Below are 12565 nucleotides of genomic sequence, written 5' to 3' on the forward strand. Positions count from 1 at the left end.
GGTGAGCGTGAGCAACGCGATCCGCGCGCTGCCGACACTCGGCCTGGTGACGTTCCTGTTCTTGCTGTTCACCGAGAGCCTGACGGCGACGATCATCGGCCTCGTGGTGCTCGCCGTGCCGTCCATCCTGGCCGGGATCTACGCCGGGCTCCAGGCGACCGACCACGGCGTGGTCGACGCGGCCGAGGGCGTCGGGATGACCGGCTGGCAGCGGCTCTGGCAGGTCGAGGTGCCGATCTCGTTGCCGCTGGCGCTGGGCGGGATCCGCAACGCGGTGTTGCAGCTCGTCGCGACCACCGCGGTGGCTTCGTACGTCGGACTCGGTGGCCTTGGCCGGTTCCTGCTCGACGGATTGGCCATTTTGGACTATTCCGAGGTCATCGCGGGCGCGTTGTTCACCACCGCGCTGGCGATCGTGCTCGATCTGCTGTTCTCGCTGCTGCAGCGGGCGGTGGTGCCGAAGGGCGTCCGCCTCGCCGCCGTGGCGGCCACGGGCAAGAAGGTCACTGTGGGGGGAACCGCATGAGGCGCAGGCTGGTCGCGATGGTGGCCGGGATCGCTTTGCTGGCAACGGCTTGCGGCAATCCGCTGGCGGGGGGCGGTGAGGGCGGCGCGACCGGTGACATCATCATCGGCTCCTCCGACGTCGGGGAAACCCTGCTGCTGGCCCAGATCTACGCCGGTGCGCTGCGCAACGCCGGGGCGAAGAACGTCACGGTGAAGCCGCCGGTCGGCAGCCGCGAGATCGTCGTCAAGGCCCTGCAGGACAAGTCGCTCTCGCTGGTGCCGGACTACAGCGGGAACCTGTTGCGCTACTTCGACAAGAACACCGAGGCGACCACACCCCAGGACGTCTACGCGCAGCTGAAGCAGAAGATCCCGAGTGGGTTCGAGGTCCTGCGGCAAGCGCCCGCGGAGGACAAGGACCTGCTGGTGGTCACTAAGAAGGTGGCCGATTCCGGGGTCAGGACGTTCTCCGATCTCGGGCCGCGCTGCAAGGACCTGGTGTTCGGCGGGCCCGGCCAGTGGAGCACCCGCTGGAAGGACAAGATCAAGTCGTTGTACGGCTGCGAGTTCAAGGAGATCCGCACGACCGACACCGGCGGCCCGGTGACGATCGCGGCCCTGAAGTCCGGTGACGTCCAGGTCGCGGACCTGTTCAGCACCTCGGCGAAGATCGCGGCCAACGGATTCGTGCCGCTGACCGACGACAAGAGCATGTTCCCCGCGCAGAACATCGTGCCACTGGTCGCGAAGGGCACGCTGACCCCGGATCAGGTCGACGCGCTGAACCGGACGTCCGCCGCGCTGACCACCGACCAGCTCACCCAGCTGAACGTCCAGTTCTCCGAGGAGAAGCGCAACGCGCTCGACATCGCCGACGACTTCCTCCGCCGCAACGGCCTGAAGACCTGACCTCCCACTCGCGCCCACGGTCCCTGAAGGCCACCATGACGGCGTCTAACGCCGTGAAGGCTCCCTTCAGGGCACAGCGACGGCGAGTGCTCAGAGGCGTTCGAAGGCCGGGGCGTAGCGGAAGGCGCCGCTCACGGCGGGGGTGTACGCGGCGAGCGTCCGGACCTGGAAATACCGGGCCCAGTCCGGCTCCGGCGGCGTGATCGAGAACGTCGACGCCAGGACGAAACCGAAGCGGGAGTAGAACTTCGGGTCGCCGAGCAGGATGACGACGCCGTAGCCCAGCGCGTCGGCCGCGGCCACGACTGCGTGCATCAGCGCCGAGCCGACCCCGGCGCCGTGGTGCTCGGGCAGCACGCCGATCGGGCCGAGTCCCACCGAGACCGTCCGATCCGAGCGGATGCTGGCGGGGCTGCAGCACAGGTGCCCGACGACCCGGCCGTCGATCACCGCGACGAGCGACAGCGTGTCGATCAGGTCGCCGTCGGTGCGGAGTTCGTCGACGAGTTTCGCCTCCATCGGCCCGGGGAACGCGGCGGTGTGGACCGCCCGGATCGCGTCGTGGTCGGCGGAGGTTTCCCGGCGGATCAGCATAGACGCCAGTGTGCCAAAACGCCCGTTCGCGCGGAACTCGTTTTCGGGCACACTGGGAGCGTGGCTGACGACCCCGTGCCCCGGTTGCGCGAGCTCTGCCTGGCCCTGCCCGAGGTGACCGAGCGTATCAACCACGGCGAGCCCGCTTGGGCCGTCCGGAGGAAGACGTTGGTCACCTACTCCGAGCGTCACCCGAAGGGTCGGCTGGGCTTCTGGTGCCCGGCGCCACCGGGGGACCGCGAGGCACTGGTCGAGGGCGAGCCCGAGCGGTTCTTCCGGCCGCCGTACGGCGGACCGGGCTGGGTCGGCGTCTACCTCGATGTCCCGGTGAACTGGGCCGAGGTACGCGAGCTCATCGTCGAGGCCTACCGCCTGATCGCGCCGAAGAAGCTCCTGGCCCAGCTCGACCAGCTCTGAGGCTATCGGTCGACGTCGCCGCTGGTCAGGAAGGCGCGCCACGGGGCCCGGTCGAAGGCCAGTTGGCCGCCGTCGCGGTCCTTGGTGTCGCGGACGCGGACCTCGGTGGAGGTCTCGGCAACCTCGACACAATTGCCGTTGCCAGCGGTGTAACTGCTCGTATGCCAGGCGAAGACGCCTGGCTCAGGCGTGCTCATCATGATCCTCTCGGGTCCTGGTACAGCTCGATCGCCAATCTGCCGATCAGGTCCCTTGATTGTGCCTCGTCCAGCGCTGTTTCCGCCAGAGCTGCAACGATGTGCCGATACGCTGTGATTTCGTTCGGCTCCTCCAAGAACACGTTTGATGTTTCGCTCTCCATGTAGATGACCGGTCGGGTGTCTGTGAACTCCATGAACGTGAACGAACCGGCCAACGCGGCATGCGCACCGATGTCCATCGGTATCACGCGGAGAGAAATACTGCTGCGGACTGACATACGCAGCAGGTGGTGCAGTTGCTCGGACATCACGGCGGCTCCACCGACGGGCAGCCTCAGCACGAACTCATGCACGAAAAACGTGTACCGAGGTGGACGCGGACGACTGAAGATGCTTGAGCGAGCCAACCGTGCGGCGATTCGATCATCCACCTCATCGGCGGGCACGTTGACGATACGGGTGATCACTGCTCTGGCGTAGTCGCCAGTCTGGAGCGACCCTGACAGCAACGTCGACTGGTAGTCGTTGATGACCACAGCTTTGTCCTCGTGGTCGATGTAGGTGCGAAGCTGCTTCGGCAGTCGAGAGCCGTGCTGCTGGTACCAGCCAGGCTTGTTCGCTTCGCGACAGAGGTTGAGCAGCCTTCGCCGCTCCGCCGTCTTCACCTTGCAGATTCCCAGGAACAGCGCCAGGTCGGTCTCCTTGACCGCGCGCTTGCCGGTCAGCATCCGGGAGACGTCGCTCTGCGACCACTCCAGCTGGCGGGCGACCTCCTTGCCGGTCGTCAGCCCGGCTTTCTCCAGGACACGGCGGAGTCCCTCGCCGAGTTCGCGGCTGCGTACGGTCGTTTCGTGCTCAGGCATGAGGCCAAAGTAGAACCACGCGGCGCCGATTTTGGAGAGCGACGCAATGGTGCCAACCGAAAGAAGCATTGAATGCGAGCGGTGAAATCGGTTGCCTAAGCTGTGGAGGTCCACGATGAAACCCGCTCAAGCCCGCGCCATGTGGTTGCTGCGCAACGAAATCTACACCCACCTCGACGAGGCCGAGCTGTTCGCGGCCGAGTGCGGCCCGTACCTTTCCGAGGCCACGGAGACGATCCGCCTGCTGGTCGGCGACCTGGTGGCGGTCGTCAGGAAGGTGGTCGGCCAGCACGGCGAGACGATCGAAGGCCGCTGCGGCTTCTGCGGCTGGCCCTGGCCGTGCGAAAGCATCGACACGATCCACCAGACCCTGCGCGAACCCGGCAGCGCCTTCGCCCAAATCGCCAACGACAACTGACTGGGCCTGTTCTGTGAGCCGGTGCGCAGCCATAACACCATCGCGACGATGGTGAGTGCGGCCCGGTGCCCCGCGGCGGCCGGGGTGGGGAAGGGAACGCTGTTTCGGGCCTTCGGGAGCCGTGACGGCTTCCTCGACGCGTTGTGTGTCGCGAAGCTCACGCCCCTGCGTGAGGTCGTGGAGACAGGGGAGGCGCCGCTGGGGCCCGGGGCGCCGTCGCGCGAGCGGATCGTCGCGTTTCTCGACGCGCTGCTCACCATCGAGCTGGAGAATCGCCACCTTATCCGCGCGCGCGAGGTGAGCTTCGCCGGGATGCGGCAGTCAGAGCACTACAGGTGGATGTACGGCCTGTTGCGGAACCTGATCGAGGACGCGGCGCCCGGGGCGACGGCTGGCGACGCCGGATATGCCGCCCACGTCCTGCTCGCGGCGCTGCGCATCGACCTCATCGAGGAACTGCTCGCCACCGGACTTTCTCTCCAGGCGATCCGCCGCTCACTGGCCCCGCTCACGACAGCTGTCGTGGCCGACACTCAGCGCGAATAGTGGTCTTCGACGAGTGATACGACACCGTCGATGGCTTCCAGAATCTCGCACTCCTTCCGGACCGATTCGGCCGCCGCTCGCAGCGCGGGATCGCGCAACGCCCGCGTCGCGGTGGTGGCGATCCGGGCGGCGTCGATCTCGTCGATGCCCAGCGGGAGCGCTGCGCCGGTCCCGGCGGCGTTCGCCGCGTTGATGGGATGTTCGGCGCCGAGAACGAGGGGCACCATCGGCACGCCGTGATAAATCGCGCCGAGCATTGTGCCCAAGCCCGCGTGGCTCACTATCAGCGAGGCTTTGGCCAGGGCGTATCCCTGGGGCATGAAACGTTCCACGCGCATTCTTGGCGGGATCGGACCGATCGCGGTTGGGTCGACGTTGCGCCCGATGGTCAGCAGCACGTCCGCGTCGAGTTCGGCGAGACCGTCCAGCAACGCCTGGCGGGTTTTACGCAGCCGGTTGAAGACCGTCCCGAGTGTCGCGTAGACCAGCGGACGGTCGCGGCCGAGTGCGTCAAGCCAGTCAGGCGCCGGCTTGTCCGGCTTTTCGGCAAAGGGAAGGCGGAAGTGCCGGACCGCCCCGCCCGTGTCGGCCCCGGTGAACCAGGACGGTGGCAGGCCGGTGAGCGTCAACTGCCGGTTCCATGCCGCATTGGCGTCGGGCGCGAGGCCCAAGGTCTTTGCCAGAGTCTCGTAGTGGTCGAGCACCCGTTGCCAATCCAGCACGGTTTCCCAGCGCCGTGCGTCGGTCGGCAGCGCCGCCCAAGCGGCGCAGATCACGGGAATCCCGGCGAGCTGGCCTGCGAACGTGGCACCGTTCTCCGCGAATTCGCGGATCATGACGTCCGGTCGCCAGGTGTCGAAGGACGCGAGCAGGTCTTGGGCCGCCGTCGGGTTCCATCTCGTCCAGGTGATCTCGTTGGCGTAAGCCAATCCCTCGCCCCGACGTGCGTAGTCAACGAACTCGGGGAACGTTGCCTCCGCGTTGTCCCAGCTGAAGTTCTCGCCGATGGCGGTGGGTTCGAAACCGGCCGCCTCGATTGTCCTGGCGAACGCCGCGCTGCTCGCGACGCGCACCTCGTGACCGGCCGCTTGCAACGCCGCGGCGTAGGGCACGATCGGATCGAAATGCCCGTTCCCGGGCTGGGTAGTGAGAAGAACGCGCATCGGCCCACCTTAGAACGGAACGGAGCTTAACGTCGGGACCGTCTAGATCACTTTGCCGCGGCTCGTAGCGGGCCGCCGACCCACGCGCGCTGGGGCTCGTCCGTCTCGTAGCGCGGGGCGCGATGGGCCGAGGGGACTCCCCACAGGGCGATCTCCCCGGCTCTGGGATAGGTGACGACAAGAAGCGGGCTGGACCAGTACATGCGGCGTACCAGCGCCGACGCGGGATGCCAGCCGGTGCGCGGCACCGCTCGATGGCGCCGGAACCAGCCCGCCGCGGACCTGCCCGCGAAGTACGTCACGGTCGCTAACGGCGCGAGGGGGATGAGGAAGAGCGTCATGAATCGGTCCGTGTTCACCTCTTCCACGGTGCGGGCGTGCGTGGGGTCGGCAGGGTCGTAGACCACGTCGACGTCCTCGCCCGAGTGGTACTTTCGCAGGCCCGCCGGAATCTCCGCGTACGTCCCGCTCCCGCCCACCGGGAAGCCCACTTCGACCGTGCGGTGGCCGCTGTCGGTATGGGGAGGCCATGCCGTGGCTCGGCGTCCAGGTGTCCAGCACTTGCTGGGTCGCCAGCGACGTCTGGACGGCACTGAAGACCACGAACCCCAGTGGCCGCGAGCCATAGCTCCGCGATCGCCGTCGCGCGCCACGCGAGCCCGCGCAGGCGCGGGATCTGCGCTGTCAGGTCCAGTCCGCAGTCACTCGGCAGGCCAGGCCCCGTGAAGGCCACCTTCGCGGCGTTAGACGCTGTGAAGGTGGCCCACGTCCACATGGGCGATGAGACAGAGGTGCGGATATTCGTCGATAAGGACGGCGTTGTCCAAGGCTCAGCCATCTCGTTGAAGAACGGAAAGGTACCCAACCAGAAGCAGGTCGATGCCGCGGTGGACGCACTGCGGAATGATGCGTCCATGAGAGCCAAGCAGACTGAATCCGCCCGGGAACGGTGCATGAACGAGTGGGGAGATGCCGGTAAACGTCGCGTACCGGACCTGGACAAGCTGATCGCCGAGCTCAAGAAGTCGCCGAACTGATGTCGGATATCGACTTCGCGTCACGGGGGGCGATACTGGGCCTGACCACCGGCCTGTCGTCGCCCCCGGAATCGTGGGTCGCGACGCTCGGAGACGAGTTCGTGGACACTTCGTTCAGCGAACAGGAACTGGTGCGGACCTTCGGTCTCATCAGGGTTACCTGAAGGAATCCCGCGCTCGCTCGTCGCGGAGTTCGGGGAGTTTTCGGATCGGCTCGAGTTCGCCGCTCTAGCCGACGGCCTGGTGGCGGCCGGGATTCCGATCAAGCGGAGGATCGCGGACAGTCGGAGCGAACTGGACACCTACTGGATACCAGCCAGTTCGACCGAGGTATCGGTGATGACCGCTGCCGAACTCGCTCGTTCCAGGAGAAAGCGCGTCAGCGAGGACAAGATCGCCGACTACCGGTAACGTGCGCGGGCCTTTGCCTGTGACAGCAACCGTAATGAGGAGACGATCCTGACGTCCCACCTGGATTTTTTACGACTGGGCGTTGAAGCTCGGGACGGATTTCCTCGAGGCGAAGCACGACGAAGGCCGGTTGTCGCGCGAGTTCGGCATCATCTAGGTGAGTTTCCAGCGTGACGCGGATGCGCGGGTGGACTGAGAATGCCATTCCCGATCTGGTCGAGTTTGCGGGGATAGCCGACTTGCTGCGGCCCGGTCAGGTGGAGACCTTCTATGTCGAGGAGGCCGCGGTGACCTTCTACGTGGTTTGCGAGCCGGGGTTCGCCGATCTGAGGGTCGGAGATGTCTTCGCTGCCGACCGGATGGTGGGGGCGTCGGTGTCTGCTGAACGCCGTTTCAGGTATCGCTGACCGGTGACGGCCGGGCAAAAGCAAGGTCAAGATTGTGAGGTCCGAGTTGGATTTCTACGTGCACTTCGCCGCCCGTGGTGACGTGGTGGGCCTCGGCCTGGGTTCCCGGGCCGAGGAGTGGGTGGAGAAGCTGGGCGCGGATTTCCGGGAAGGGCCGCTGCACGACGACCGGCTGGGGCGCGGGTTCGGGCCGATCGACGTCAGCTTTCGCAACGACACGGGGGAGTGGCTTGCCCGCCACATCAGCGTCCAGGTTCGCAAGCTGGTGTGAGGCGAGGGATTCCAGTTGGCGGCGGTGGGTGTACCGGGTCACCCCACCCGCTGTTCGAGGGCGCGACGAATTACTGGATCGAAGAGACGTGGGAAAGGCCCGCAGAGAAATATCGGCGGGGCCTTTTTCGTCGAGTCTTGATCACTTGCGCCGCAGCTTCGGCCGGGTTCGCGGCAGGCCATAGCGTGGCATCCGGGCCCAAACGGGTACGGCGTACGGACGCTTGCCAAGGTGGTCACGCGGGAAGAGCACGACCATCGCCCGGCGTTCGCCGCCCACCCAGGCCCGCTGACGTTCGTCCTCGGCGTAGCGCAGGGCGCGACGGGTCGACTGGATTCCCCGCAACACGATCTCCCCGGCCTTGGGGTACTGGACGTCGATGAGCGGGCTGGCTCTGGCCATGCGGTGCACCTGCACCGACGCGGGATGCCAGCCGGTGCGCCGCACCGCCCGGTACCGCTGGAACCAGCCCAGCGCCGCCTTGACAGCGAAGCCGGTCCCGAGGAGCAGTAACGCGATCGGGATGAGGAACGGCCACAGGAACTCGTCCACCTTGATGTCGTCCACAGTGCGGACCCGCGCCGGATCGACCGGGTCGTAGCGCACCTCCACGGGCGTCGCCATGCTGTAGAAATGCCCGCTGGCCGGGACTTCGGCGGTCAGCAGGCTCTTACCGGTCGGGTAGCTCACATCGACCGTGCCGTTGGTCTTGCTGTAGCCGATCACCATGCCGTGGCTCGGCGTCCAGGCAGACAGCTCGTGTTGCGCCTCCTCCGAAGTCCGGACGGCGCTCAGCACCACGAACGCCACCGCGATCAGCCAGAGCCCCGTGATCGCCGCGGCGCGGAGGGCGAGTGTGCGCAGCCGGGGTGTCTGCGCGTCGAGGTCGACGCCGCAGTCGCTGGGCAGGCCAGGTCCCGGTGGCACCCAGGTGCCCGGCTCATCCCCAGTAAGCATCTCGCCAGCCTACGACCTCCGAATGCCCCTGAAGGCCACCTTCACGGCGTTTTACGCTGTGAAGGTGGCCTTCAGGGGCAGTTACAGGCTTACTCGAAGGCCTTGGCGATCAGGGCCTTTTGCTCGACCTCGTGCACCTTGGACGAACCCGCGGACGGGGCGGCCATCGGGCGGCGTGCCACGACCTGGAGGCCGGACAGGGTCTCCGGGAACTTGCGGGGCAGGTTGAGTCCGAAGAACGGCCACGCACCCTGGTTTTCCGGCTCCTCCTGGACCCAGGCGACCTCGGTGGCGTTGGCGTACCGCTCGACAGCCGCGAGCAGCTTCTTCTTCGGCAGCGGGTAGTACTGCTCGATCCGGACGATGGCGACGTCGTCCGCCTCGCGCTTGGTGCGCTCGGCGAGCAGCTCCCAGTAGAGCTTGCCCGAGGTCAGGAGCACCTTGCGGACCTTGCCGGGGTCGACGTGGCTGTCGTCGATCACGGACATGAACTTCGACTGGTCGGTGAAGTCCTCGACCGCCGAGGTGGCGGCCTTGTTCCGCAGCATCGACTTGGGGGTGAAGACCACCAGCGGGCGGTTCACTCCGTCGAGTGCGTGGCGGCGCAGCAGGTGGAAGTAGTTCGCCGGGGTCGACGGCACGGAGACCGTCATCGAGCCCTCGGCGCACAGTGCCAGGAAGCGTTCGATGCGGCCGGACGTGTGGTCCGGGCCCTGGCCTTCGTGGCCGTGCGGCAGCAGCAGCACGACGTCGGAACGCTGGCCCCACTTGGCTTCGCCGGAGGAGATGTACTCGTCGATGACGGTCTGCGCGCCATTGACGAAGTCACCGAACTGCGCTTCCCACATGACGAGCGCCTCGGAGTTGGCCACCGAGTAGCCGTACTCGAAACCGACCGCCGCGTACTCGGACAGCGCCGAGTCGTAGATCATCACGCGGCCCTGCTCGTCGGCGAGGTTCTGCAGCGGCGAGTACTCCTGGCCGGTCTTCCGGTCGATGAGCACCGAGTGCCGCTGGGTGAACGTGCCGCGGCGCGAGTCCTGGCCGGACAGCCGCACGAGACGGCCTTCCATCGCCAGCGAGCCGAACGCGAGCAGCTCGCCGAACGCCCAGTCCATCCCGCCTTCGCGCGACATCTTGTGCCGCCGCTCCATGACCGGCTTGACGCGCGGGTGCGGGGTGAAGCCCTCGGGCACGTCGACGAACGCGTCGCCGATGCGCTCCAGGGTCTCGCGGGAGATCGCCGTCGGGACCTGGGCCGGGATCTGCTGCTCCTCCTCGACCGAGGGGCTCGCCTTCGCCGGGCGCTTCTCCAGCTCGCGGACCTCGTTGAAGACGTGCTCCAGCTGGCTGGAGAAGTCGCGCAACGCGGCCTCGGCCTCGTCCACGGAGATGTCCCCGCGGCCGATCAGCGACTCGGTGTAGGTCTTCCGGACCGAGCGCTTGGTGTCGATGATGTCGTACATCGCGGGCTGCGTCATCGAGGGGTCGTCGCCCTCGTTGTGGCCGCGGCGGCGGTAGCAGACCAGGTCGATGATGACGTCCTTGTGGAACGCCTGCCGGTAGTCGACGGCCAGCTTGGCCACCCAGTGCGCGGCTTCGGGGTCGTCACCGTTCACGTGGAAGACCGGGGCGGCGATCATCTTGCCGACGTCGGTCGCGTACTGGCTGGAACGCGAGTGCTCCGGCGCGGTGGTGAAACCGACCTGGTTGTTGACGACCAGGTGCACGGTGCCGCCGGTGCGGTACCCGCGCAGCAGCGCCAGGTTCAGCGTCTCCGCGACGACGCCTTGGCCCGCGAAGGCCGCGTCGCCGTGCATCAGGACGGGCAGCACGGTGTAACCCTCGCCGCCCTTGTCCAGGAGGTCCTGCTTCGCGCGGACGATGCCCTCGAGCACCGGGTCGACGGTCTCCAGGTGCGACGGGTTCGCGGTCAGCGAAACCCTGGTCTCGCCGTCGCCGAACATGCGGAAGTACTTGCCCTCGGCGCCGAGGTGGTACTTCACGTCACCGGAGCCGTGCGCCTGGCCGGGGTCGAGGTTGCCCTCGAACTCCTGGAAGATCTGCGAAATCGGCTTGCCGACGATGTTGGCCAGCACGTTCAGGCGGCCGCGGTGCGGCATGCCGATGACGACCTCGTCGAGCTCGAACTCGGCGGCCTTGTCGAGCAGCGTGTCGAGCAGCGGGATCGCCGTCTCGCCGCCTTCGAGGGAGAACCGCTTCTGGCCGACGTACTTCGTCTGCAGGAAGGTCTCGAACGCCTCGGCGGCGTTGAGCTTCGACAGCACGTACTTCTGGACGGCCGGGTCCGGCTTCTCGTGCGGGACCTCGACGCGATCCTGGATCCAGCGGCGCTCGTCGGGGTCGAGGATGTGCGTGTACTCGATGCCCACCGTGCGGCAGTAGGAGTTGCGCAGCACCCCGAGGATGTCGCGCAGCTTCATCTTCTCCTGGCCCGCGAACCCGCCGACCGCGAACTCGCGATCGAGGTCCCACAGGGTCAGCCCGTGGGAGAGCACGTCCAGGTCGTCGTGGTGGCGCTGGCGGTAGTTCAGCGGGTCGGTGTCGGCCATCAGGTGGCCGCGCATCCGGAACGCGTCGATCAGCTCGATGACGCGGCCGGTCTTGTGGACCGCGCCCTCGGGGATGTCGGCGACCCAGCGGATCGGCTCGTACGGCAGCCGCAGCGAGGTGAAGACGTCGTCGTAGAAGCCGTCCTCGCCGAGCAGGAGCTGGTGGATCAGCTTGAGGAACTCGCCGGACTCCGCGCCCTGGATGATGCGGTGGTCATACGTCGAGGTCAGCGTCATGATCTTGCTGACGGCGAGGTTGACCAGGGTCTTCTCGCTGGTGCCCTCGAACGCCGCCGGGTACTGCATCGCGCCGACGCCGATGATCGCGCCCTGGCCCGCCTGCAGCCGCGGCACCGAGTGGTTGGTGCCGATGCCACCGGGGTTGGTCAGCGAGATCGTGGTGCCGGCGAAGTCGTCGGCGGTCAGCTTGTTGTTGCGGGCCTTCTTGACGATCTCCTCGTAGGCCTGCCAGAACTGCAGGAAGGACATGTCCTCGGTGGCCTTGACCGAGGCCACCACGAGGGTGCGGGCGCCTTCCTTGCCCTTCATGTCGATCGCGAGCCCGAAGTTGACGTGCTCCGGCGTGATCGCGAACGGCTTGCCGTCGATCAGCTGGTAGTGCCGGTTCATGTTCGGGAAGCTGCGCAGCGCGCGCACCATCGCGTACCCGATGAGGTGGGTGAAGGAGATCTTCCCGCCCCGGGTGCGCTTCAGGTGGTTGTTGATGACGATGCGGTTGTCCGCCATCAGCTTCGCCGGGACCGCGCGCACACTGGTCGCCGTCGGCACCGAGAGCGACGCGTCCATGTTCTTCGCGATCGCGGCGGCCGCACCACGGAGCTGCTTGGACTCCGGCTCGGCGTCCTTGGCTGACCCGTTCGCCGAAGCGGCCTTCGCCGGGGCAGGCGTGGCTGGCTTGGCAGCCGGCTTGGTGGGGGCGCTCACGGCAGGCTTCGGCGGGGCCGAGGACTGCTTCGCGGCCGTCTCGGCGTTCTGCACCGTCTTCGCCGACGGGGCCGCCGCTTTGCCGTTCTGGGAGCTCTCAGCGCGTTCGTCGGCCTCGGCGACGGTCTGACGAGCGTCGTCCGCCTTCGTCTGAGCCGCCTGCGTCGGCTTGAAGTCCGCGAAGAAGTCATGCCAGGCGGCATCGACTGAGGAAGGGTCGGCGAGGAACTGGTCGTACATTTCCTCGACCAGCCACTCGTTGGCGCCGAATTGTGACGCAGGGCTGCTGCTGGACACGGCTTGGACTCGCCTCTATCCGTCTCGATCTTGAAGTCCGCTGTTGCGCC

General features: G+C 67.0%; 16 protein-coding genes. 9 read left to right on the forward strand and 7 right to left on the reverse strand.

What is annotated here, in order from left to right; all coding sequences use genetic code 11:
- Both QMK34_RS21095 and QMK34_RS21100 read left to right on the forward strand, forming a co-directional pair.
- A partial coding sequence (locus tag QMK34_RS21095) for an ABC transporter permease (RefSeq protein ID WP_326415887.1) occupies positions 1-526 on the forward strand: 526 nt, incomplete at its 5' end.
- Positions 523-1416 carry an ABC transporter substrate-binding protein gene (locus QMK34_RS21100; RefSeq protein WP_326415888.1) on the forward strand — a complete coding sequence of 298 codons (894 nt, stop codon included), beginning with the start codon at positions 523-525 and terminating at the stop codon, positions 1414-1416. The genes QMK34_RS21095 and QMK34_RS21100, both read left to right, overlap by 4 nt.
- Positions 1417-1506: 90 nt before the next feature.
- On the opposite strand, the gene QMK34_RS21105 is transcribed toward QMK34_RS21100, so the two are convergent.
- A complete protein-coding gene (locus QMK34_RS21105; protein ID WP_326415889.1) occupies positions 1507-2010 on the reverse strand; it encodes a GNAT family N-acetyltransferase in 504 nt (167 codons plus the stop codon).
- Positions 2011-2070: 60 nt separating this feature from the next.
- Between QMK34_RS21105 and QMK34_RS21110 the strand changes: the two genes are divergently transcribed.
- Positions 2071-2427 carry an MmcQ/YjbR family DNA-binding protein gene (locus QMK34_RS21110; RefSeq protein WP_326415890.1) on the forward strand — a complete coding sequence of 119 codons (357 nt, stop codon included), beginning with the start codon at positions 2071-2073 and terminating at the stop codon, positions 2425-2427.
- Between the two features lie 2 nt (positions 2428-2429).
- On the opposite strand, the gene QMK34_RS21115 is transcribed toward QMK34_RS21110, so the two are convergent.
- The gene (locus QMK34_RS21115; RefSeq protein ID WP_326415891.1) at positions 2430-2624 is read right to left on the reverse strand and encodes a DUF397 domain-containing protein; all 195 of its coding nucleotides are present in this window, start codon (positions 2622-2624) and stop codon (positions 2430-2432) included.
- Entirely contained in the window at positions 2624-3604 is a 981-nt protein-coding gene (locus QMK34_RS21120) for a helix-turn-helix domain-containing protein (protein ID WP_326415892.1), read from the reverse strand. The genes QMK34_RS21115 and QMK34_RS21120 overlap by 1 nt, the downstream gene beginning before the upstream one ends.
- A 1-nt stretch (position 3605) precedes the next feature.
- Here QMK34_RS21120 and QMK34_RS21125 point away from each other — a divergent pair, with 1 nt between their 5' ends.
- Both QMK34_RS21125 and QMK34_RS21130 read left to right on the forward strand, forming a co-directional pair.
- The gene (locus tag QMK34_RS21125; RefSeq protein ID WP_326415893.1) at positions 3606-3908 is read left to right on the forward strand and encodes a hypothetical protein; all 303 of its coding nucleotides are present in this window, start codon (positions 3606-3608) and stop codon (positions 3906-3908) included.
- Positions 3909-3956: 48 nt separating this feature from the next.
- Positions 3957-4454 (forward strand): TetR/AcrR family transcriptional regulator, encoded by a 498-nt coding sequence (locus tag QMK34_RS21130; protein ID WP_326415894.1) that lies wholly within the window; start codon positions 3957-3959, stop codon positions 4452-4454.
- Here QMK34_RS21130 and QMK34_RS21135 read toward each other — a convergent pair.
- Both QMK34_RS21135 and QMK34_RS21140 read right to left on the reverse strand, forming a co-directional pair.
- Entirely contained in the window at positions 4442-5566 is a 1125-nt protein-coding gene (locus QMK34_RS21135) for a glycosyltransferase (protein WP_326415896.1), read from the reverse strand. The two genes, QMK34_RS21130 and QMK34_RS21135, sit on opposite strands and share 13 nt — an antisense overlap.
- A gap of 98 nt (positions 5567-5664) precedes the next feature.
- Positions 5665-6108 carry a hypothetical protein gene (locus tag QMK34_RS21140; RefSeq protein WP_326415897.1) on the reverse strand — a complete coding sequence of 148 codons (444 nt, stop codon included), beginning with the start codon at positions 6106-6108 and terminating at the stop codon, positions 5665-5667.
- 231 nt (positions 6109-6339) lie between these two features.
- On the opposite strand from QMK34_RS21140, the gene QMK34_RS21145 reads away from it, so the two are divergent.
- From QMK34_RS21145 to QMK34_RS21160, 4 genes are all read left to right on the forward strand, one after another.
- Complete coding sequence (locus QMK34_RS21145) at positions 6340-6654, forward strand: hypothetical protein (protein WP_326415898.1); 315 nt, start codon at positions 6340-6342, stop codon at positions 6652-6654.
- Positions 6654-6818 (forward strand): hypothetical protein, encoded by a 165-nt coding sequence (locus tag QMK34_RS21150; RefSeq protein WP_326415899.1) that lies wholly within the window; start codon positions 6654-6656, stop codon positions 6816-6818. Before QMK34_RS21145 ends, QMK34_RS21150 begins: the two co-directional genes overlap by 1 nt.
- 417 nt (positions 6819-7235) lie before the next feature.
- Positions 7236-7472 carry a hypothetical protein gene (locus QMK34_RS21155; RefSeq protein ID WP_326415900.1) on the forward strand — a complete coding sequence of 79 codons (237 nt, stop codon included), beginning with the start codon at positions 7236-7238 and terminating at the stop codon, positions 7470-7472.
- 46 nt (positions 7473-7518) lie between these two features.
- Positions 7519-7743 (forward strand): hypothetical protein, encoded by a 225-nt coding sequence (locus QMK34_RS21160; RefSeq protein WP_326415901.1) that lies wholly within the window; start codon positions 7519-7521, stop codon positions 7741-7743.
- Positions 7744-7884: 141 nt separating this feature from the next.
- Here the strand turns inward: QMK34_RS21160 and QMK34_RS21165 are convergent, their stop codons facing one another.
- Both QMK34_RS21165 and QMK34_RS21170 read right to left on the reverse strand, forming a co-directional pair.
- On the reverse strand, positions 7885-8700 hold the full coding sequence (locus tag QMK34_RS21165; protein WP_326415903.1) for a hypothetical protein: 816 nt from the start codon (positions 8698-8700) through the stop codon (positions 7885-7887).
- Between the two features lie 89 nt (positions 8701-8789).
- Complete coding sequence (locus QMK34_RS21170; RefSeq protein ID WP_326415905.1) at positions 8790-12515, reverse strand: multifunctional oxoglutarate decarboxylase/oxoglutarate dehydrogenase thiamine pyrophosphate-binding subunit/dihydrolipoyllysine-residue succinyltransferase subunit; 3726 nt, start codon at positions 12513-12515, stop codon at positions 8790-8792.
- Between the last annotated feature and the right edge of the window lie 50 nt (positions 12516-12565).

The sequence above is a fragment of the Amycolatopsis sp. H20-H5 genome, assembly GCF_035828755.1.
Lineage (GTDB): Bacteria > Actinomycetota > Actinomycetes > Mycobacteriales > Pseudonocardiaceae > Amycolatopsis.